Origin of the sequence: Janthinobacterium sp. 78 (assembly GCF_003096775.1) — a bacterium.
Taxonomy (GTDB): Bacteria; Pseudomonadota; Gammaproteobacteria; order Burkholderiales; family Burkholderiaceae_D; genus Janthinobacterium; species Janthinobacterium tructae.
Window position 1 is genome coordinate 4,542,596 of sequence record NZ_QENT01000001.1, and the last position, 21,814, is coordinate 4,564,409.

15 protein-coding genes and 1 riboswitch are annotated in these 21,814 nt (G+C 61.6%); of the genes, 4 read left to right on the forward strand and 11 right to left on the reverse strand.

Annotated elements, in window-relative coordinates; translation table 11 throughout:
* Positions 1 to 135 precede the first annotated feature (135 nt).
* A complete protein-coding gene (locus C8C92_RS20005) occupies positions 136 to 1,293 on the forward strand; it encodes an iron-containing alcohol dehydrogenase (protein WP_116745052.1) in 1,158 nt (385 codons plus the stop codon).
* 66 nt (positions 1,294 to 1,359) lie between these two features.
* Positions 1,360 to 1,457, forward strand: a riboswitch (TPP riboswitch).
* Between the two features lie 86 nt (positions 1,458 to 1,543).
* Entirely contained in the window at positions 1,544 to 3,688 is a 2,145-nt protein-coding gene (locus C8C92_RS20010) for a TonB-dependent siderophore receptor (RefSeq protein ID WP_116745053.1), read from the forward strand.
* Here C8C92_RS20010 and C8C92_RS20015 read toward each other — a convergent pair.
* From C8C92_RS20015 to C8C92_RS20025, 3 genes are all read right to left on the reverse strand, one after another.
* Positions 3,685 to 4,233 carry an ATP-binding protein gene (locus C8C92_RS20015; protein WP_116745054.1) on the reverse strand — a complete coding sequence of 183 codons (549 nt, stop codon included), beginning with the start codon at positions 4,231 to 4,233 and terminating at the stop codon, positions 3,685 to 3,687. The two genes, C8C92_RS20010 and C8C92_RS20015, sit on opposite strands and share 4 nt — an antisense overlap.
* Complete coding sequence (pnuC, locus tag C8C92_RS20020; protein WP_099763069.1) at positions 4,233 to 4,844, reverse strand: nicotinamide riboside transporter PnuC; 612 nt, start codon at positions 4,842 to 4,844, stop codon at positions 4,233 to 4,235. Before pnuC ends, C8C92_RS20015 begins: the two co-directional genes overlap by 1 nt.
* 86 nt (positions 4,845 to 4,930) lie before the next feature.
* The gene (locus tag C8C92_RS20025) at positions 4,931 to 5,449 is read right to left on the reverse strand and encodes a DUF2867 domain-containing protein (RefSeq protein ID WP_116745055.1); all 519 of its coding nucleotides are present in this window, start codon (positions 5,447 to 5,449) and stop codon (positions 4,931 to 4,933) included.
* Positions 5,450 to 5,516: 67 nt separating this feature from the next.
* On the opposite strand from C8C92_RS20025, the gene C8C92_RS20030 reads away from it, so the two are divergent.
* Positions 5,517 to 6,158, forward strand: a complete 642-nt coding sequence (locus C8C92_RS20030) for a TetR/AcrR family transcriptional regulator (protein ID WP_116745056.1) — start codon at positions 5,517 to 5,519, stop codon at positions 6,156 to 6,158.
* Between the two features lie 36 nt (positions 6,159 to 6,194).
* Positions 6,195 to 6,686, forward strand: a complete 492-nt coding sequence (locus tag C8C92_RS20035; protein ID WP_133250806.1) for a hypothetical protein — start codon at positions 6,195 to 6,197, stop codon at positions 6,684 to 6,686.
* 3 nt (positions 6,687 to 6,689) lie between these two features.
* Here C8C92_RS20035 and C8C92_RS20040 read toward each other — a convergent pair whose 3' ends face one another.
* The 8 genes from C8C92_RS20040 to C8C92_RS20075 form a co-directional block, all read right to left on the reverse strand.
* Positions 6,690 to 7,223 (reverse strand): hypothetical protein, encoded by a 534-nt coding sequence (locus tag C8C92_RS20040; RefSeq protein WP_116745058.1) that lies wholly within the window; start codon positions 7,221 to 7,223, stop codon positions 6,690 to 6,692.
* 113 nt (positions 7,224 to 7,336) lie between these two features.
* Entirely contained in the window at positions 7,337 to 8,089 is a 753-nt protein-coding gene (locus C8C92_RS20045) for a transporter substrate-binding domain-containing protein (protein ID WP_165829508.1), read from the reverse strand.
* A 130-nt stretch (positions 8,090 to 8,219) separates the two neighbouring features.
* The gene (locus C8C92_RS20050) at positions 8,220 to 9,818 is read right to left on the reverse strand and encodes a tetratricopeptide repeat protein (protein ID WP_116745060.1); all 1,599 of its coding nucleotides are present in this window, start codon (positions 9,816 to 9,818) and stop codon (positions 8,220 to 8,222) included.
* Between the two features lie 2 nt (positions 9,819 to 9,820).
* Positions 9,821 to 11,875 carry a phospholipase D-like domain-containing protein gene (locus tag C8C92_RS20055; RefSeq protein ID WP_116745061.1) on the reverse strand — a complete coding sequence of 685 codons (2,055 nt, stop codon included), beginning with the start codon at positions 11,873 to 11,875 and terminating at the stop codon, positions 9,821 to 9,823.
* Between the two features lie 25 nt (positions 11,876 to 11,900).
* Positions 11,901 to 14,675 carry a type VI secretion system Vgr family protein gene (gene tssI / locus C8C92_RS20060; protein ID WP_243420297.1) on the reverse strand — a complete coding sequence of 925 codons (2,775 nt, stop codon included), beginning with the start codon at positions 14,673 to 14,675 and terminating at the stop codon, positions 11,901 to 11,903.
* 144 nt (positions 14,676 to 14,819) lie between these two features.
* Positions 14,820 to 16,976, reverse strand: a complete 2,157-nt coding sequence (locus tag C8C92_RS20065; RefSeq protein ID WP_347708476.1) for a S46 family peptidase — start codon at positions 16,974 to 16,976, stop codon at positions 14,820 to 14,822.
* Positions 16,977 to 17,063: 87 nt separating this feature from the next.
* Positions 17,064 to 19,193 carry a PAS domain S-box protein gene (locus C8C92_RS20070; protein WP_243420298.1) on the reverse strand — a complete coding sequence of 710 codons (2,130 nt, stop codon included), beginning with the start codon at positions 19,191 to 19,193 and terminating at the stop codon, positions 17,064 to 17,066.
* The gene (locus C8C92_RS20075; RefSeq protein WP_116745064.1) at positions 19,190 to 21,784 is read right to left on the reverse strand and encodes a chemotaxis protein CheB; all 2,595 of its coding nucleotides are present in this window, start codon (positions 21,782 to 21,784) and stop codon (positions 19,190 to 19,192) included. The genes C8C92_RS20070 and C8C92_RS20075 overlap by 4 nt, the downstream gene beginning before the upstream one ends.
* Between the last annotated feature and the right edge of the window lie 30 nt (positions 21,785 to 21,814).

Here is a 21,814-nt window from a genome sequence, read left to right on the forward strand (position 1 = left end):
CCTTTTCGCGTGGTGGAGACATCGGCTGCATTCTCCACCGCGCGGGCGAAAAGCTCAAGCGTCCACGACACGTTTCCACCCGTTCGGCCATAATCATGGCTCAGCAACAGCCTAAACCTCGGCAGCGGGAGCCCCATGTTCAATTTCGACTTTTACAATCCAACGCAAATCCTCTTCGGCCAGGGCCAGATCGCCGCCATCGCCGGCCTGATCCCGCCGCAGGCGCGGGTCCTGATGACCTACGGCGGCGGCAGCATCAAGCGCAACGGCGTCTACGATGAAGTCAGGGCGGCGCTGGCCGGCCACACGGTGCTCGAATTTGCCGGCATCGAACCCAATCCCAGCTATGAAACCCTGATGCAGGCCGTGGCCCTCGTGAAAAGCGAGCGCATCGATTTCCTGCTGGCCGTCGGCGGCGGCTCCGTGGTCGATGGCACCAAGTTCATCGCCGCCGCCGCCCTGCATGAAGGCGAGGCGTGGGACATCCTGGCGAAAGGCGGCAAGATCGTCGAGGCCGCCCTGCCCTTCGGCACAGTGCTCACCTTGCCGGCCACCGGTTCCGAAATGAATGGCTCGGCCGTGATCACGCGCAAGGCCACGCAGGAAAAGCGCTCGTTCATGAGCCGCAAGGTGTATCCAAAATTCTCCGTGCTGGACCCGTCGAAAACGTTCACCTTGCCGCTGCGCCAGGTAGGCAATGGCGTCGTCGATGCGTTTGCGCATGTGATGGAGCAATACCTGACCTACCCCGTGAACGCGTCCGTGCAAGACCGCTTCGCCGAAGGCATTTTATTGACCCTGATCGAGGAAGGCCCGAAAGCCCTGTCGCACCCGGACGACTATGATGTGCGCGCCAACGTGATGTGGAGCGCCACCCTGGCCTTGAACGGCCTGATCGGCGTGGGCGTGCCGCAAGACTGGTCCACGCACGCCATCGGCCACGAATTGACGGCCTTGTACGAGCTCGATCACGCGCAAACGCTGGCCATCATCCTGCCCAGCATGCTGCGCGTGCGCAAGCAGGCCAAGCGCGCCAAGCTGCTGCAATACGCAGCCCGCGTCTGGGGCCTCGATGGCGGCGACGAAGATGGCCGCATCGAGGCAGCCATCGCGCGCACGGAATTTTTCTTCCGCCACATGGGCGTCAAGACGCGCCTGGCCGACTACGGCCTGAACCATGCCAGCGTGGACGCCGTCGTCGCTGCCCTGGAAGCGCACGGCATGACGGCGCTGGGCGAACAGCGCGAGGTGACGCCCGCCGTCAGCCGCAAGGTGCTCGAACTCAGTTTGTAGATTTGCACCGCACTGTTGTAAAACGGTCAGCCAGCGGGACAGCTGGCCGTGCTTCATGCTAAGCTGTCATTTCGCTAGGGGTCCTGGAGCAGTCATCCGGGTGAGAGATACCCTTCGTACCTGATCTGGATAATGCCAGCGAAGGAAAGCGCAAAGTACCTCCCTCCTTTGATAGCTCCTGCGTTGGCGCCAGCCGAACAAGCAGCCTGCCGTGCTCTTTCCCAGACGCGGCTTGAACCACGAGCAATCTATGTCCACACCGAATTTATCTATTTCCGTTCTGACCCTGGCCATCCTGCACGCGTTTGCCGCGCCCGCCCTGGCCGCGCATGACAGCGCCGAAGCGCCGGCCGACACGCCAAGCATGGCTGAAGTCGTCGTCACGGCCAGCAAGGCGCCTGCCGCCAAGCGCGCTTCCGTGGGCGGCTTTGCCGACGCGCCGCTGCTGCAGACGCCCGCGTCCGTCACCGTCATTTCGCAAAAAGACATGCAGGATTTACAGATCCGCAATCTCAGCGATGCCGTCAAGCTCGACGCCAGCATCAACGATTCCTACAACGCCGTCGGCTATGCGGAACAGTTCACCATCCGCGGCTTCAAGCTCGACACCAATTCCAGCTACCGCAAGGATGGCGTGGCCATTCCCGGCGACACGCAAATTCCGCTGGAAAACAAGGAACGCATCGAAGTTCTGAAGGGCCTGGCCGGCTTGCAGGCAGGCGTGGCCGCGCCCGGTGGCGTGATCGACTTCATCGTCAAGCGCCCGACTAGCGCGCCGCTGCGCACGGTCACCGTGGAAACGCGCGAGCGGGGCACCCTGTACGGCGCCGTCGACCTGGGCGGCCGCCTGGAAGACACGCGCTTCGGCTACCGGGTCAACGTGGCAGCCGAACGCCTGCGCTCCTACATCAAGGGCGCCGACGGCAACCGCAAGTTCATTTCCGGCGCCTTCGACTGGCAAATCTCGCCGCAAGCGCTGCTGCAGCTCGATGCCGACTACCAGGACAAGGCGCAAGTGACGGCGCCCGGCTTCCAGTTGCTGAGCAATGGCAGCCTGCCCGCCAACGTCAGCGCCGACGCCATGCTCAACAAGCAACCGTGGACACATCCCGTGGAAACGGTCACCAGCAACATCGGCCTGCGCTTCCAGTACGCCTTCAATGACGACTGGCACGCCACCTTGTCGGCCAACCAGCACTCGTTCAAGCGCGACGACTACACGGCCTATCCGTATGGCTGCAGCCCGGAAGGCTGGATGCCTGTGTTCTGCAGCAATGGCGATTTCTCCGTGTGGGACTTCCGCAGCCTGGGCGAAACGAAAAAACCGCTGAGCGCGCAAGCCATGATCCAGGGCAAGTTCGCCACGGGCAGCCTGCGCCATGAAGTCACGGTGGGCGTGTCGTATTTCAACCGCAAGGACCACGCCGGCAAGTACGTGTATAAGGAAGTGGGCATCAGCAATATCTACCGCCCCGTCATCGTCGCCCCATCGGATAGGCTTACAGGACCCGTGCGCCTGGTACGCGATGACAAAGAAAACGCCGTCTTCGTGCAGGACATTATCAGCCTGGCGCCGAACTGGAAGCTGCATGGCGGCTTGCGCCATATCGATGTCGATGGCTACCAGTATGTGCTCAAGGCCGACAAGGAAATCCGCGCCAAGCATGACTTCCTGCTGCCCAACGTGTCGCTCGTCTACACCCCGCTCGACAACGTCTCCATGTATGCGGCCTACTCGCAGGGCATGGAACATGGCGGCACAGCCAGCATCGATGAGAACAACGCCAACGAAGAGCTGACGCCGAGCCGCTCGAAGCAGATCGAATTGGGCGTGAAAATGGATGTGACGCCGGACTTCATGCTGGCGGCCAGCCTGTTCCAGATACGCAAAGGTCTCGAATATGTGAATGCCGAGAATTATTTCGTCCGCAATGGCCAGGCGCAGCACCGCGGCCTGGAATTGTCGGCCCAGGGCAAGGCAACAGCCAACCTGAGCCTGGGCGCGTCCGTGACGGCCCTGAACAGTCAGCAGTCAGGCACGGGCGATGCGGACTACGATGGCAAGCGCGTACCGAACGTGCCCGCCTTCAAGGCAGCCGTGCATGCGGACTACGCCGTGCAACAGGTGGCGGGCTTGAGCGTGAATGGCAGCTGGGAATATGCGGGCAAGAAAGCGTTTGAGTACAACAACACGACCTTCGTGCCGTCATACAACGTGTTCAACCTGGGCGCCGCCTGGGCCACGCGCATCGCCGGCACGCGCGCCGTGCTGCGCGCCAGCGTCAACAACGTGACCGACAAGTTCTACTGGCGCGATGTGACGCCGGAAGCCGGCGGCTACCTGTTCCCGGGCGCCAGCCGCACGTTCAAGCTTTCAGCGCAGTTTGACTTTTAATTGAGGGAAATGGCAGGCGCTGCAGCGAGCGCCTGCTGCAGCAAAGGCGCCGCCTGTTCCAGGCGCGCCTCCAGGTTGTCGTGCAGCACGTGGTAGACGATGCCGCGCGCGTCGAGCTCGTCGAGCAGGTAGCGGTAGATCAGCTGGCGCACGGCTTCCGACTCGCGCTGCAAGCCGTCAGCCACCCACGGGCTGTCGGGCGCCGTCACCAACGTCACGTCGTACTGCGTGGCATCGGCCAGCGCCGCCAGCTGCGCGTCCGCGCCATCAAAATAATGGCGGCTGTAGACGGCCGTCATCAACGGCGTCGTATCGCAAAACAGGAAGTTGCGCGCTTGCGCGGCCGCTGCCGCTTCGCGTTCGACTTGGCTACGCGCGATACCATACTGGTCGGCCGCGACGGGCACCCTGCCCTGCGTTGCCACGAATTCGCGCAAGTATTCCGGTACCCAGACGGTGCCGTAGCGCTCGGCCAGGGCGGCCGCCAGGGTCGACTTGCCCGACGATTCCGCGCCCAGGATCGCCACGCGCACGCAAGGCGCCATCACTTGAGGACCATCGCATCGGGCGCGGCCGGTGCCGACTTTTTCCACGCCAGCAAGCCGATGATGGCCATCACGACGAAGAAGCCATACAGCACGGCCGTCAGGGTCAGGCCTTTGTGCAGGTACAGCCAGACATACAGCACGTCGACGACGATCCAGGCGATCCAGTTTTCCAGCTTCTTGCGCGACAACAGGAATTGCCCGACCAGGCTGCCTGCCGTGAGGAAACCATCCGCATGCGGCACGTCCGTGTCCGTCGTCGTCAGCAGCCAGGCAATCAGCAGGAAGCCGATCAGCCAGCCCGCGGCGCAGGCCAGCCAGCCGCGGCCATCGAGGCGCGTGACGGGCAGGGTCTTGCCGCCGCTGGCCGGATGCAGCCACTGATACCAGCCCCAGAACGAGACGCTGATGAACAGCAGTTGCAAGGCCATGTCGCCATACAGGCGCGACTCGAAAAACACGACACCGTAAGCGGCCGAGGAAATGATGGCGAACAGCCACGCCCAGTGGTTCTGGCGGATGTTCAGCGCAACGGTTGTCAGTGCCAGGACAAAGGAAATCAGTTCAAGCGGCGTGGTGGCAAAACCCAGCAGGAGAAGCGTATCGTTCATGGGAATCGTGATGAGGCTGGTGGCGCAGTATGCAATACCGGCCATGAATAAGCAAGATTGCCCGCGCCGTCACGCCCCTTCCCGCCTCAGGCAAAGCCGCCCTTGACGGCGCGCGCCAGCGAACGCTGCACGATCAGCTTGTGGAAAGGCCGGATCAGCAGGATGTAGGCGCGTCCCACCCAGTTGTGGCAATGCACGACGCTGGCCACGGTCACGCTGCCATGCCTCCCCGTGTCACGGTTGCGCAGCACCGAGATGCGGAAATCGAGGTGGCTGTCGTCCTCGCCCACGATGATTTCGTCATCGCTGACAGCAAAGATGCGAAAGATGCCGATGCGCTTGCCTGGCCTGGCCTCCATCTGCTTTGCCGTCCGGATGCCGAAGCGCGCCACGATGGCGTCGCGCACCACCATCAGCTTGCGCGCCCAGCCCGGCTGGCTGCCCAGCAGCTGGCGCGCCAGGCTTTCCATGTCCATCTGGCGCGCCTGCGCAGTCGGCAAGTCGACGGCATACGCATCGGCCAGGTTGCTGCCCGGGTACAAGGCGGCGATGCTGGCGCCGGGCGGCAAGGCCACGGCGCGGACGGCGATGTTCATCTCTTGCATATGCTCTCCATGTGTTCAGTGATAACATGGCCATCATACACGACAATGTGAACAGCGATAACATAGAATGACAAGCACCTATCATCACGGCAACTTGCGCGACACCCTGGTCGCCGCCACCATCGCGCAACTGGCGCAGCAGCACGACGCCGCCCTGTCGCTGCGCGAACTGGCGCGCTCGGTGGGCGTATCGATCGCCGCCGTGTACCGCCACTTCCCCAGCAAGGAAGCCTTGCTGGCCGACGTGGCGGCGGCAGGCTTCGCCAGCCTGATCGCCAAATGGGAGACAGAACTGCCACCACAGGGCAGCCTGCCCGCCGAGCAGCGTTTTCAGCTGCTGGGCCAGCAATACATCGAATTCGCCCTGGCCGCGCCTGCCCACTACCGGCTGATGTTCGAGCACCAGGACGTGCGCCAGTTCCCCGCCCTGCAGGAAGCTGCGCAAGCGTGCTTCCAGTATGTGCTGCAGACGGCCGGCGCCGCCGTGCGCGAAGCGGGCCTCGATGCGCGCTGGGACAAGGCCGCCGCCAGCGCCGGCTGGTCGCTGGGGCATGGCTATGTGATGCTGCTGCTGAGCGGCCGCCTGGCCATGGCGGACAGCGGCGACGAGCTATCGCCAGCGATGGTGCCGCGCTTTTTTCAGTTGCCGGTGGAGGCCTTGCGGCAGGCTGCCTTGCCTGGCGGGACCACCGCAATCCAGTCAAATTGAAGCAGTTATCGGCAGGCGCCACCTTCAGGAACTTTCATGCACAACATATCGATAGATGCACTCTCCGTGATTGCCAGGCAATGCATGGCCGTGACGTGCCTGCAACGCTTTTGCCAGCGCTTTGATATTGATCATCCCGCGCTGTCCGCGTTCGCCGCTCACGTGTGGAACGTGGCACAGGTCGGGCCTGGGGATTTTGCTGCCTGGGAACGCGGCTTTGCGTCCTTGCCTGTGACGGGCATGGGCGACCCCTGGCCGGATGACATACGCCTGGCAATACCCGGGCACCTGTTCGGCGCGCTGCAGGAACTGGTGCAGCATGTGCTGGAAACGAGTGCCTGTACCTGGCATGGCGATGACCTGCCGGCAAGCAGGCGGCAGCTGGAAGCCGTCTTTGCCATCTGCGTCCGGCATGCGGTGGCTGTACCGCAGCTTGAACACTATGTGCAGCACGATGCGGCGCTGCGTGGCGGCTGGGGGCCAGTACTTACGGACGGGGAAGTCCACGCATGGCAAGCCTTGCTATAGCGCTCACGCCAGAAGGCCTTGGCGCACCTGCTCGAGCAGGCGCTCCTCTTCATCCGTATCGGCATCGACTTGCGTGACCACGGTCCAGAACGGCGTGCACGTCTTGATTTGCTCGAAAGCATGGCTCGTTTCCAGCCGCACCATCGTTTTCCTCAGGCTGTGCAGATAACCCTCCTCGATGGCGCAGAGCAATTCGTCATCGGCGGCGTCGATCAGCTCGCGCAGCGCACCTTCGATCCTTGCGTGGCCCTCCTCCCACAGTTGGCCAATTTCCGGCACGTCGGCTTCCATGCACTCGTTCGACCAGTCCGGCGGGTAGTCTCCGCGCTGCCGGTTACCGGGATCGGTGTCAAAGCTCAGCGAAAGGGATGGGAACGATACGGCATTGAAGGCAAAGGCTGAAAATGCCTGATCCTTGAAAGCGGACGCGCCCAGCAGCGCCAGCGAGGCGCTGGCCAGCCTGAACCAGCTTGCTTCAACGTCATAGGCCGTTTCAAACGCGTGCCAATCCGGCGGAAAATCGGGAGTCTGGGGCATGGGGGCCTGTCGGAAAAGAATAGCGGTAAATGGTAAAAGCAATTATACGTGGCACTTCCCGCGCGGCAGACGGCAGCATGTGTGCAGTGCGCGCATGGGCGTCAGGGGACGGTTTATCTCTGTGGCAGACTGAAGGACTTGCTGTACTTGCTCATGATCTGTTTGATCTCACCGCTAGCCGAGAGCTTATCGAGCGCCTCTCTCAGTGCCCGAGTCGTTTCCGGCTTTGCGGTTTTCTTGGAAACAAACAAAATGAAATCGTTGCTGCCCAGGACGAGCGGAACGCCTATGTCTTCCGGTTTCACGCCGGCCATGTACGCGCCATAAAACAGGCCCATACTCGATCCCACCCCCGCGTCCAAACGTCGCATTGCCAACATTTTTGCCATGGTGACATAGTCATTGACGGGATACTTCTGGATCGCATTGTCGGTGTCGAATTGCTCCACATATTTGCTGGTGCGTACCACGCCGACGGTCTTGCCGCGCAATTCGCTCAGCTTGCTGTAGTTCTTGCCGGAGGGGCCCACGAGGATGACAGGCATGGACACGACGACGCCTGCCGGCACGGCGCCGCGCGTCATTTGATCGTTGCCGAAGCGTATGGTCATGTCGGCGCTCCCGTTTTCAATATCGGCGGCGGTTCTGGGATAAGGGACAAGGGAATGGGTGTAGCGCAAGCCTGCAACTTCCGCGATGCGATTGCCGATTTCGTACATCATGCCGGTGGGCTGGCCGTCGCTCCCCATGAATCCCCATGGCGGGCCGAGAATGGTGGCAATCTTGAGCGGTTCGCCGAGCGCCTGGCCAGGCAGCGCCAGCAAGGTAGCGAGAATTGCAAACAGCCTGACAACTATCATTTTCATCACTTTTTTAGATGCGTGAAGTCCATGGATCCCGCGCATAGTGTATGCCCGATTAGCCTGGATGCACTACATGACGATCAATTTTCCATCAGCTTTGTGCTGCTGGAAGGGCCGCGCCTGGTGCGCCGCCCTATCCGATTTCAGGAAGGGACATATCCATCAAATGCCACGTCACCTCGTCGTCAGGCAAATCGAGCAGCCAGTCGCGGCGCGGTCGCGGGAACGGCGCGCCCTGGGTCAGCCATGCCTGGCGCCAGTACTGGTTGACGGTCGCCTGCAGCGAATGGTCGGCCGCTACCCACGGTTGCCAGACGCCGCTGACCGGACAGGCTTGCCCGCAAGCACAGCTCAACAAAGGCTCGGGCCGCGCCACCTCGCGCAGCAAGCCGTGCACCGCGCGCGGTTCCACTGCCCCATGGTTGTGCCGTATCGTCAGGCACTGCTCCCACGTCACGGGGCCATAACGGCTCCTGCCATTGGCATCGAGCACGCTGAAATGGCGGAACTCTTCGCCTTTGCGCAGCAGCCGGGCCGGCTCTGTCACACCCTGCCCAGTGGCGGGTTGCCAGTATGCGGAAAATGGCGCGGTCGGCGCATCGCTGTGCAAGCCGGTGGGGCGCAGCGCATAGTCGGCGGCCAGGAAATATGGCTCTTTTGAAAGCGACGCGGCGCTTGGCTGCGGGATAGCGGGCGGCGGGCGCACGCCCATGGCGGCGTCGAGCAGGCTCTTTCGTTGGCCATCCCAGGGCGGCAGATCGGCCGGTGGCAATGGCAAGATTTTATCGAGGTTGGGGAAGCGGCGATTGGGGTTGAAGCCGAGGGCGTCACCTAACATTCCATAGCGTAAGCCTCGAGCCTTATCGATGTACGGAGCAAACATATTGGCTAAATCAAAGGGATGGTCAAATTCTATTTGCAATGCGTTAGCGCAATCTTCACAACCAAATTTGACACCCTCATGCAATACTTTCAGGGCGCGCGCTTTTGTTTCAGGGGTACCGCCCCCATTTGCGGTCCCATCAGATGATCTTAAAACCACATACAAATAATGCAAATCAAATGCGGCTTGGCCATACCCTTGTGCAAGCGCGCACTCAAGCATTTTGGTCGCCACAGGTATATTGCCCCACATTCCGATACTTGGATGATCCTCTCCAGCCGTCAATTTCTCGCCTAAAAAGCCCAGCGCTTGCGGGTTACCCATCTGCGCCGCCTTTTGCCAGAATGCATAGGCGCGAGTGATGTCGCCGTCAACGCCAGTGCTATTCGCATAATACGTCCCCATCCTGTCATAGGCGGCCGGTATGCCCAGCCGCATCGCCTTTTCCACCAGTTGCACCGCATCTTCATTACCGTACAATGGATCTCGCCCTTCCACATACAGGCTGGCCAGATTGAGCATCGCCTTCCAGTGCAACCGCTGCGCCGCTTGACGCGTCAGATCGACAATTCTTTTGTAATCGCGGTCATCCACGGCAATTTCAGGATCTTCCATGGCGCGCGCTTCGAGGAACCAGTCCTCAGCTTGCGCATCGATGGGCGGCACCTTGCTTGCCTCGGTTTCACAGATAAAATCCGCGACATGGGGATCGAAAAGTGGCAGGCTTTGGTTGCGTGGCAAGACTTCTTTCGTGTCGTTCGACATTTTGCAGGCGCCTAAAGAGAAACTCAGGATAACTGCCGCGAAAAAAAATGGCAGGGGAAGGTGAAAGTTTTTATACTTTTTCATGCTCACCCCAAACGTATCGTGGAGCTGCGTTTGTCTTCCAATGGCAGCAAAAAACCGGCCATTTTCTTCAAAATTGCATTTTCCGATTTTTCAAATTTTTTCTTGCGATTACTTCGCATCAAATTATTCCAATCTTTGAATGCGGTGACAATCTCCCCCTTCGTCCCACCCCCTCCATCGACCAATCCCCCGCTATGCATGCGCCACACCCGCTTGCGCAAATCGAGGGCCACGCGGCGGTCGATGGTGGCGATATTGATTTCGCTGTCGACGGCCATGCTGCGCTGGTTCAGGTTGGCGCTGCCCAAGGTCATGAACACGTCGTCGACCAGCATCAATTTGGAATGGATGTAGATTTCACGGTAACGCCAGCGGTCGTTGTCAAACGCGCTGACATTGAGCATGGCCACCGATACCTTCAGCCCGAATTCGCTCTCGAGCGTCATCACGCCGGGTTTGTTGATGCTGTTGGAATGCCGCACCACGTCGGGCAACTGGACTTCCACCTCGGTGGAGATGCCTAATCTGCCTGTGACACGCCGGGTTTTCGGCTGCTTGTTGTAGTCATCGATCATCTTGTTTTGACCCGTCATGCCATCGTGCTGCCCCAGCGCAGCCAGCGTGTCGTGGGTGCGCGGCACCATCTGCGCCCGTTCGGGCACCGGGATGACGATGAACACGTGCATGACCGGCATATCTTCAAGACTCTTGCCCGCCTTGACACTGCCGGCCTTCCAGGCGGCGACCACCTTCTTGCGCTCGGCCAGCAAATGCCGCGCCCATTCTTCATACTGGAAATACTGGTTTTCCACATACAGGTAGCCGGCCGCCAGGCTGGCCTGGGTCACCGCGCGAAAATAGGTTTCCTTGATCGTCTTGTCTTGTTCCTCGGGCTGGGTCAAGACGATCTGCACGGTGGAGTCGTCCGGCCCGGCCTCGCGCAACAGCTGGGCCGGCGGGTTTTTACATGACGAATACCAACTCACGCATTCCCCGGCGGCCTGATGCGTGCGGTCGTCGATCGCGCGATCCCATGCCTTCACGAAGTTGTTATAGAGCGCGATGAGCGCCTTGCCACCGTCGATGCGGCAGGCATAATCCTGATAGGGCTTGAGCGTGGCAAAGCCGCCGTCCGCCGCCATTCCTTGCAAACACTCGCGCCGCTCGTTGGCACCGCCCTGTTCGCGGCGCGTGTCGTCGAGCAGATGGGCCGTCGTGTCCCAATAATCGGTCACCGAGTTCAGGCCCATCACGTAACCGACGGCCTTGGATCCCTTTTCGTGGGAGAAATCGATCAAGACCGGCTTCTGGTGGTGCGTGCCCAGGTATTGCATGCCGGGCTTTTCAATTTCCCCCATCGTCAAGCCGTGCGGCTGGTTTATTTCGGTCGCGATACTCTTGCTGATCGCGGCGCTGTCGCCGTGCCGCAAGCGAATCTCCAGGCCCTCCAACAAGCCATGGAACGCGGCCGCATACCAGCTGTGGCAATATTCTTCACGCGCCAGCATCGGGATATCCTCGGGCCGGACGATATCGCCCCTGAAAGCACTGCTTAACACAAGTTTTTTCCTGACTGCCTCCTGCAACATCGCCAGGCTGGCTCTGGCGCTGATGTCGTCTGCGCGCTGTCCGCCGGTTTTCCATGGCGAGGTGCCGTGCGAATGGCCCGGCATAGTGCGCGCTATTGGCGAACCGATCCGGTCATACCAGATCAGCAGGCGCACCCTGACGTGACGCCGTGTGGCGGCGATCAGCAAGTCGCCAAACGTGTCGCCACGCGGCCAGGTGGCGCTGTTGCCGCGCACCAGTTCCATGCCCGGATCGAAACCCCAGCAGCACAGGTCGATGGAATTTTTAGCCTTGGCGATCTCGGCGGCGATGTCGGCGAACCCCTCCTGTCCGCAAATGAACAGCGTCAGCTTGTTGTTGTGCGTGATCGGGTGGCTGGCCTTGCCCTTCAGGTTGCGGTTTTCCAGCAGCCACTGGAGCGAACTCGTCGCAGTCCGTCCGACTTCGTCGATGTGGGTGGTTTCGATGCGGCCACTCGATTCCGGCATGGCGCTCTCCAGTCAGTGTCGTGAGTCATTGAACCCCGCGGCCATCAGCGGTGTCGTCGAATGCGCGCAAGCCGCGGTTCGACAGCTTCTGTTCGCCGTCCGGCGCCGCGTTCGGGTCGAAGCGTGCGCTCGCCTGCAATGAAAACTCTTCGCCATTGCCAAGGACAACACGGTAGCGCGGCGTGCCGTCCTGATGCGCGATCAGGATGCGGCCGAATTCGTCGGTCAAGCCTTGCTCGACTTCGGCCTCCCCGTTGTACAGCGTGTACGGCACATTGGCATACAGGCCGCCATCCGCATGGGCCTGTATCGTATGCTGCAATTGCCCCGCTACCGGCGCGACGGGCGGTTCCAGCTCTGGTTGCGGCCGGTTCTTGGGCGCCAGCGTTTCCAGGTTTCCATGGAACAGCGTCGGCGACGCGGTAAAAAACTGTACCTTGTCGCTAATTTCAAGCATGCAATCGGCGCCATGCAGGCGCACGCCTTTGCGGCCGCGAATATTCACCCAGTCGGCCTGGCTGATCAATTCCAGAACCTTGTTGGCGACGATTTCGACCGCATCGGTTTGCGCCGCGATCTGCACCGGGCCAGCTGCGGCGATCAGTTTCATGCCCGCCTTGTGGACGAACAAGCGCAGCGCTGCGCCGATGCTGGCGAACAGGCCGCCGCCGGCCGCCAGCGACAGGTCGCACCCGGTCGTCAGCGCGGTGTGCTCGGCGCTGGCGATGTGCGTCGATTGCGCGCTCGTCGTTTCGATACCGGCCGGACTGGCCAGCACCAGATGCGGCTTTGACAATTCGGGAAATGCGTTTTCGCCATTGCCGCCACCGCCCTTGATCCCGGCATGCTGGGCTTTCAGCACATCGGCGGCGGCGCCCTGCTGGGCGGCGCTTTCTTGCGCGCCGTAATGCTGCGCCAGGGCGGCAAGCGCCTTGTGCCGCTCAGCAGCCTCGGCCAACCGGCGCAAGGTCTCATCCATGCTCTTGATATGCGAGGCGGCGCCAGGGCGCGCTTCGGTGGTCAGCAACATGCCGCGGCCGGCGCGCGCCACGCCCCAGGCGTCTGACGCCAGTTCCCAGCCCTCGCCACGCGCATCCTTGCGCCCGCTGACGTCTTCGATGCGGCTGATGCAGCCGAGCGACAATTGGCTGTGCTGATGATCGCTTTTCAGTTGCGCCTGGATGTGCTGGTGCGTATCGTCGAGTACCAACTGGTTGCCGCGCACGCCGTAGCCGCCGCCAGGCATCAGCTCGGCGCTGCGCCAGCCGCCCAGTACGCGTTGCCCCGGCAAATTCCACGGCGGCGCATGCTTGCCGTTGTACACCGCGCCGACAATGACGGGACGGTCGATATTGCCGTCGAGAAACTGGATCAGCACTTCCTGGCCGATGCGCGGCAACGCGATCTGGCCGAAGGCCTGGCCCGCCCATGGCGTCATGACCCGGATCCATGGTGAACTGCCCGCGTCGAACTTGCCCAGCCGGTCCCAGTGGAATTGCACCTTCACCCGGCCCAGCGCGTCGGTATGGATGGTTTCGCCTGCCGGTCCGGTGACGATCGCCGTCTGCACGCCGGGCAAGGCACAAGGCGTGCTGTTGAACTGCCGCCCCGGATACCAGCGGATGCTCTTGCGGATGCAGCGAAAACGGTTTTCATAATGCGACTTCGCGCCCATCCCTGCCTGGTAATTGTTGCTGGCGATATGATCGACCGACAGGATCAGGTATTCGCGCGAGCCGATGTCCGGGCGCGCCGCTTCACCTCTGGCCGGCATGGCTTGCTTGCCGCTGAAGTGTCCGCCCAGCGTGAAACTGCGCCCGGCCTGGGCGCAGCGGTGATTGCCGCCCGCTTCGAAGTATTGCGCCTGGCAGTTCTGCTCCTCCAGGCGGCGTTGCGCCAGCGCTTCGCCATCGCCCATGTCGGTATAGCCATAGCCGGTGTTTTGATACAGTTCATGGGCAAACACGTCGCCCTGCTGGTGCAGCGCATAGCCGCTGGCGCGGCTGGCATACGGATGCTTGTAGTTGAAGCTGGCCAGCGTGAGCGAGCCTGAAGCGATCTTCCGTATTGCCTGCCAATCGCGTATGCCGTCGTACTCCTGCGAGCCCGCGTCGCTGCGAAACACCATCTCGTCGGCTTCGCTGGCATCGCCGTCGCCTGAATCGATGCTGTCGCTCAGCCAGGTATTGTCGCCCAAACAGAGCGCATGACCGTCGGCGCGATGTTCATACCAGTAATGGATACCCTGGTCTTCCCAGCGCCGGTGCAGATGGTTGTAATCGGTTTCATTATGCTGGTTGGCACAGCTTAATATCGCTTTTTCCTCATGCAGCCGGTTTTGCCAGTCGCGCTGCAAATAATGATCGAAGGTTGTCTCGCTGATGTCGATGACCGTGCGTTCGTGGAACGAGACGTTGTCCATGCGCAGCCTGGAAAACGCCAGCCAGGGTTGCAGCACCATCTGGTAGAACGCGAAACCGCCATCGCTGCGCAACAAACGAAATTCGCCGACGTAACCATTAAAATGGCGCAAGCTGCCGTCATCGCGCACCATCGAAATCGTGACCATGCGTCCCATCATCGCTGTCAGGGGAACGTGGAGATTGTCGGACAGCAGTTCGACGTCGAAGCGGAAGTCGCGTGACATTTCCTCATGTGCCCGCAAACTGTTGACCAGCAGCGCGGTATCGGGCGGACCATCGTCGTGCGGAAAATCCATGCGCAGCAAGCGGCTGTCCTGGGTTCTCCAGCCCGCTCCGAAAAGGCGCGCCAGATCGGCTGCCAGCTCGCCATCATCCATATCGCCCCCTTCAAACTTGTTCCCCTGGCCCATGCTAACCATGGTGAACGCTGGCATATTGATGGAACTCAAACTAGTTGCCCATACGTAAAAAAGCCGCATCGGCCCTAGGGCGGATGCGGCTTTCAGCTCAGCTGGAAATAGTTACTTCTTCGCTGCTTTTACTGGCTTCGGATACTTGATCGTCATTTCCTGCAGCAAGTTATCCGCATGGTCCACTTCCTGCATCACCCACAGCATGTAGCGGATGTCGAGGTGGATGGCGCGCGTGATGGCCGTGTCGAAGTACCAGTCCTTGGTGATCGATTCATACGTCGAATCGAAGTTCAGGCCGATCAGTTCGCCACGCTTGTTCATCACGGCCGAGCCGGAATTGCCGCCCGTGGTGTCCGCGCTGGTCAAAAAGTTGACGGGCACCGTGCCCAGCACGGGGTCGCGGAACTGGCCGTAGCGTTTTTGCTTGACGGCATCAATCAAGCCTTGCGGCGCTTCGAACGGGGCTTTGCCGGTGACTTTCTCGACGATGCCTTCCACGGTGGTGAACGGGCCCTTGGTCAGCCCGTCGCGCGGCGAGTACGGCGATACCGTGCCGTAGGTCACGCGCAGGGTCGAGTTGGCATCAGGATACACCGGCTTGCCTTGCGACTTTTTCCAGGCAATCACGGCTTGCATGTATTGCGGAATCACGCGTTCCAGGTTGCCGTCGATTTCCTTGCGGCGCTCTTCCAGCGCCAGTTCCACTGGCTGCAACTTGACAGCCAGCTGCATGAAGGCGTCGTCAGACCGGGCCACGGCAGCCTGGTCCTTTTCCAGCCAGGCCAGGCGCTTGGCCGTGTCAGCCAGTTGCGTCTGCTGGTACAGGGCCGCCACGGCCGCTGGCGCCGGCAGCAGCGCGTCCAGGCCTTGCGGATGGCTCTTCGCGGCCAGTTGCGCGTAACGCTTCAGGCCCGCTGCAAAACGCGCCTGGTCGACCTGGTTGACGTACGACTGTTCCAGGCGAGCCAGACGGGCCTTGATGAAGGCCAGGTCGCGCTGCTGGAAGCCCGATTCGCGCTCGGCGTCCGCTTTCTGGCGCTCCAGCGACAAACGGTAGAGGGTGCGCGCGCTTTTCAGCAAATCGCTGTTGGTGGCCACCGACCAGGCGAACTCTTCTTCGCTGAGGGCCATGTCGCTGGCGATCGCCGCGTCCAGTTCCGCCAGCAGGGTAGCCGACACATTCGGCTGCTTCGCGTACCAGGCGCGGAATTCGGCATCCTGCACGTCCTTGATGGCGGCGATGTCCTTGCGCGCAAAACCGTCGAGCAAGCCCTGGGTTTTCTTCAGCACGTTGTTGATGCTTTTCACCACGCTCGCGTAGCGCACGGCAGCGGCCGCGTCGCCATGGGTGGCGTCGGCCATCACGGCCAGGTCCGCTTGCAGTTCCGATACTTTCAATGGGAAAGCCGTGTCGCGTGCAAAACGGATTTCCGCCGGCAGCTTGTAGCGGCTGGTGCGGCCGGGGTAGCCCGCCAGCAAGATGCCGTCGCCGGCCTTCAAGCCTTCGGCCGAGACCACCAGGAAGTCCTTCGATTTGTACGGCACGTTGTCGGGCGACGGGTCGGCCGGACGGCCGTCCTTGCCCACGTAGGCGCGCAGGAACGAGTAGTCGCCCGTGTGGCGCGGCCATTCGTAGTTATCGATGTCGCCGCCGAAGTTGCCGATCTTGTCCGATGGCGCGTACACCAGGCGCACGTCGCGTATCATCATCTGGCGGATGCGGTAGTACTCGAGGCCACGGTGGAAGGCGGGCACGGAGCAGCGGTACATCTTGTCCGTTTCGCATTCGGCGATCAAGTCCTTGACGCGCTTTTCCACCGCTTCGTGGCGCGCGCGGCCCGTCATGTCGGCCGTCAAGCCTTTCAGCACGCGCTCGCTGACGTTCTCCACCTTGTCGGTCACATACACGAGGCTGTTCGGACCGCCCGGCAGCTCGCTAGCGCGCGTCTTGGCCAGGAAACCGTTGGTGATGTAATTGTGTTCCGGCGTGGAATTGCGCTGCACGGCGCCATACGCGCAGTGGTGGTTCGTCACCACCAGGCCCGCGTCGGAGACGAAAGCAGCCGAGCAACCGCCGAGCGACACGATGGCGCTCATCGGATGCTTGCTCAGGTCGGCCAGTTTTTCCGCAGGTATTTCGATGCCGACCCGTTTCAGGTCAGCTTTCAGCTGTGGCAGCTGGTGTGGTTGCCACTGCCCTTCGTCGGCGTGTGCGCCGGCGAACGCGCCCAACAAGGCGACTGGTAAAACGATTGTTTTGAACAAGATATGCCCCTCCATAAATAGCAGGCGAAAGTATAGCCTGTCACAGGGGCCTGAGTCGGCAAAAATTAACCCATTGCAATTTCTGTATCAGGCGGCCGGTCGCCCCGCTCCCGGCAAGGGAATCTGCAAGGACAAACGGCAACCGGCGCCTGCGGCCGGCATGCCCACCTCGAAGTGGCCGCCCAGCGCCGTCACGCGTTCGGTAATGCCGATCAGGCCAAAGCACTGCTTCTTGCGCTGCTGCTGCGGCGTGATGCCGATGCCGTTGTCGCTGATGACAACATACACGGCGCAGGCATCCGAACTGAGCTCGATCTCGGCCTGGCTGGCCTGGGCATGGCGCATGACGTTGCTGAGCGCTTCCTGCACGATGCGGAACAGCACGATCTCGACCTGGCTGCCGATGGCGGCAAACAGGGCCTCGTCGCGTATCAGCAGGCGGCAAACGACGCCGCTGCGTTTGCGGAAGTCACCCACCTGCCATTCGATAGCGGCCTGCAAGCCCAGGTCCAGCGCCATCGGGCGCAGCTCGTTCATGATGCCGCGCACGCTCTTGATGGTGGTGTCGACATTGCTGAGCACGGCGCCAACGCGGCGGTGCAAGCGCGGATGGGAACCTTCCGTGCGCGCGCTGAGCATGGAAATATCGATGCGCAGCGCCAGCAGGTTTTGCCCCAGTTCATCGTGGATATCGCGCGAAATGCGCTTGCGCTCGTCTTCCTTGGCCGTTTCCAGATGCAGCGCCAGCTGGCGCAGCTGCGCATGCGACTGGCGCAACGCGCCATCCATCAGCTTGCGCTCGGTAATGTCCGTGTGCGCCACCACCACGCGCAGCGGCCCTTCACCGAGGAAACGGCTAATCCTGGCCTGCGACCAGCGGGGGCCTGAGCGCGTGGCAAATTCATACTCGAGCGCAAACGTGTCGGCCGTGCCCGCAATCACGGCGCGAATGCCGGCGGACAGCTCGCGCCCGGCGCTGCGCTGCCAGCGCGGGTCCGTCTCGCAGAATTCCAGGTACTGCAGCGGCCGTGGCGTTTGCCCGACGAAGGCCAGACACGCCTGGTTGGCATGCACGAGGCTGCCCGCCTGGTCCAGCACCAGCACCCGGTCCGTCAGCGAATCGATGGTGGCGTGAAAGAAGCGCTCGGCATCGCGCAAGGCTTCCTGTGCCCGCTCGCGCTGCTGCACTTCCAGCTGCAGATGCTGGTTGGCGCGCAGCAATTCGGCCGTGCGGTCGATGACGCGCTGATCCAGTTCGCGGTGCAGTTCGCGCAAGTCCGCTTCGGCCAGCTTGCGCTCCGTGATGTCGGAAAACACGCCGACAAAGTGGCTGATGCCGCCGTCCGGGCTGCGCATGGGCGTGATCGACAGCGATTCGACGAAGCGCTCGCCATTCTTGCGCCGGTTCACCAGTTCGCCATACCAGCTGCCATCCTGGTGCAGGCTGCGCCACATGGCTGCATAAAAATGCGGCAAATGCGTGCCGCCGCCGAGGAAGGACGGATCGCGCCCGATGGCTTCCTCCGCCTGGTAGCCGGTGATGGTGGTGAAGGCGGGATTGACGGAAATGATGCGGTTGCCGCTGTCCGTCACCAGCACGCCTTCGCGGATGCTGTCGAGGATGACGAAGGCGCGCCGCAAGGCCGATTCGCGCGCATGCTCGTCGCCCAGGTCCGTCACCAGCATGCGCGCCGTGGCACTGGCCGCGTCGACATTGGCCTCGATGCGCACCATGCCGCCCATGCCGCCCGCTTCGCCTTCGAACAGTTTTGCCTCGAGCACCTGGCGCGCGCCGCTGGCAAAGACGGCATCGAGGAAGCGGCGGAAGCCGCCCTGCGCATGCGGCGCGACGAATTGCTCGAAACGCCGCCCCAGCAGCTGGTTCTTGTCGCGCTGCAACAAGCCGCAGGCCGCCACGTTGACACGCGTGATGACGCCCTCGCGCGCCAGCGAAAAATAGCTGACGGGCGCCTGTTCATACAGTTGCGCATAACGGTCACGGCTGCTTTCAAACTCATTCTTCAGCTGTTCCAGCTCGGCCAGGGCCGCACTCTGCATTTCCAGCTCGATCTGGCTGACCTGCAATTCATGCAGCTGGCGCATCACCTCTTCATTCGACTGCGGCGGCGCTACGGACTGGCGCTGCTGCGCCGCCAATTGCTCGGCCTGCTCTCGCAACCTGGCCGGCCCGCCCCCGTCGTCGAATGGTTCGCTCATGACGCGCTCTCTCCCGCTTTCCCGTCTGCCGCGGCGCCGGACTGGATCTGGCGCAACTGGGCTTCCAGCAGTTTCGATTCCGTAATGTTGATGAAGGTCACCACCACGCCATCGATCACATTCTCGATCGTGCGGTACGGCATGATGCGCACGTTGTACCAGCGTCCCGTCTTGGTTTCCACTTGCCGCTCGCAAAACACCAGGCTGCGGATCACTTCCAGTGCGTCCGCTTCCAGGTTCGGGTAGGCCAGGTCGTTGACGATGTCGCTGAGCGGGCGGCGCAAGTCTGTCTGGATCAGCTTGTAGATTTGCGTGGCCGGCGCCGTGAAGCGGCGGATACGCAGCTCGCTGTCGAGGAAGATGGTGGCGATGTCCGTGCTGTTGAGCAGGTTTTTCATGTCGCTGTTGACCAGCGACAAATCATCGACCTTCGATTGCAGCTCGGCATTGACGGTGTACAACTCCTCATTGAGCGACTGCATTTCTTCCTTCGACGTCGTCAGCTCTTCGTTCGCCGATTGCAGTTCTTCATTGGTCGACTGCAATTCCTCGTTGGCCGATTTCAGTTCTTCGCGCGAGGTCTGCATTTCGTCGCGCACGGCCTGGATTTCATTGCGCGCCTGGATCAGTTGCTGCTCCAGCTCCAGCATCTTGGGGCTCGACGAGCGGCTCCGGCGCGGCGTCGCCGCCAGCGGCACGCTGGCAAACGTGACGAAGACCATGCCGCAGAGCGCTTCGGGCTGGCGCAAGGCTTCCGCCGTCAGGTCCACGCCCTGCGCCTGTCCTGCCTGATCCTTGAACACCAGGCCCGTCAGGCGTACCAGGCTGTCGCTCTGCAGCGCCTGCGTGATCAGGCCCGCCAGCTCGTAGCGCAAGCCTTCGCGCGCCATCGCGTGAATATTCCAGTTGGCCTTGCCTGCCGCCGGTTCCAGGAAGGCGCCCGTGCGGCCGTTGATGTACAGGATGTCCCCTTCCTGGTTCAGCAGCACGGCCGCAGGCGAATATTTCTGGAGCAATAATTGCTCGACATGGGACTGGATTTTTCCGGGCATGCTGACGTCTCTCGTGTCGCTGGGGGTAGGAGGAGTGGCCGACGATACCTTCGTGGGAAAGTACGTCAGCAAGCGCTGGCGCGCCAGGTTGTCGAGGCGCCGGTACAGCCGGGTCGATGTGGTCAGTGGCGCGAACAGCTCGGAAAAATGACCGGGCGTGTCGGCGCTGCCCAACAGTAAAACGCCATCACGGTTCAAGGCGTAATGAAACAGGGGAATCAAACGCTGTTGCAACTTGGCATTGAGATAAATCAACAGATTGCGGCAGCACAGGATATCGAGCTTGGTGAACGGTGGATCGGAAATGATATTTTGCTGGGCAAAGATGATCATGTTGCGGATCTCTTTCCTGACCAGGTAGTCGTTCTTGTCCTGCATGAAAAACCGTTCCAGGCGCTCTGTCGACACTTCGCTGCTGATCGTTGATGGAAAACGGCCCTGGCGCGCGCGGTCGATGGCGTCGGCCGACAGGTCGGTGGCAAAAATCTGCAGGCTGTATTTCGATGGCGGGTTGCTGCTGGCCACCACTTCATGGAACACCATGGCCAGCGAATAGGCTTCCTCTCCCGTGGAACAGGCCGGTATCCAGGCCTTGAAGGCGCGCCCGTCCGGGTGGGCCGCCAGCATTTGCGGCAAGACCACCATCTTCAGATATTCCCACACCTTCGCATCGCGGAAAAAATTCGTCACGCCGATCAGCAATTCCTTGAACAGCAGGTCGATCTCCGCAGGATTGTTGCGCAGATAGGGAATGTACTCTTCCATCGACGTCATCTGGTACAAGCTCATGCGGCGCTCGATGCGGCGCAGCACCGTATTGATCTTGTAGTCCGAGAAGCTGTTGCCCGTATGTTCGGACAGCAAGGCGACAATTTCCTGCAAGGCATTGCGTCCGCTCGGCACCTTGCCCGGCAACGCCAGGAAGCTGCTGCGAAACAGGTAACTGACGATCTTTTCCGGCATCTTGTCGGGAAAATCGACGAGGTCCACCGCCTCGGCGGAAATCGCGCTTTGCGGCATCATGTCGAACTTGGCCGTATCGGGATGCTGGGCCAGGGTCAGGCCACCGGCCTGCTTGATGGCTTGCATGCCGCGCGTGCCGTCGCTGCCCATGCCGGACAGAATCACGCCCACGGCCAGTTCGCCCAGCTCGGCCGCCAGGCTTTCGAAGAAAGCATTGATGGGCAGGCGGTGTCCGCGCAGCTGCAGCGGCTCGCTGAGCACAAAGTGTCCCTTGGACAGGCCCAGGTCCGCATTGGACGGAATCACATAGATATGGTTCGGCTGCAGTGCGGCACGTTGCGTGATTTCCGTGACGGGAATGCTGGTGGCGCGCTGCAGCAGTTCCGGCAACATGGCTTTTTGCGTGGGATCGAGGTGCTGGATCACCACATAGGCGATGCCGCTCTCCGGCGGTACATGGGTCAGGAAAGCGATAATCGGGTCGAGACCACCGGCCGACGCGCCGATGGCCACCACGGGGAAATCGATGGCGGCCACCTCTTGCGCTGGAGCTTTGCTGTGTTTGCTGCGTGTCATCGTCGGCAAGAATGCAGCCGCGGCACGTGC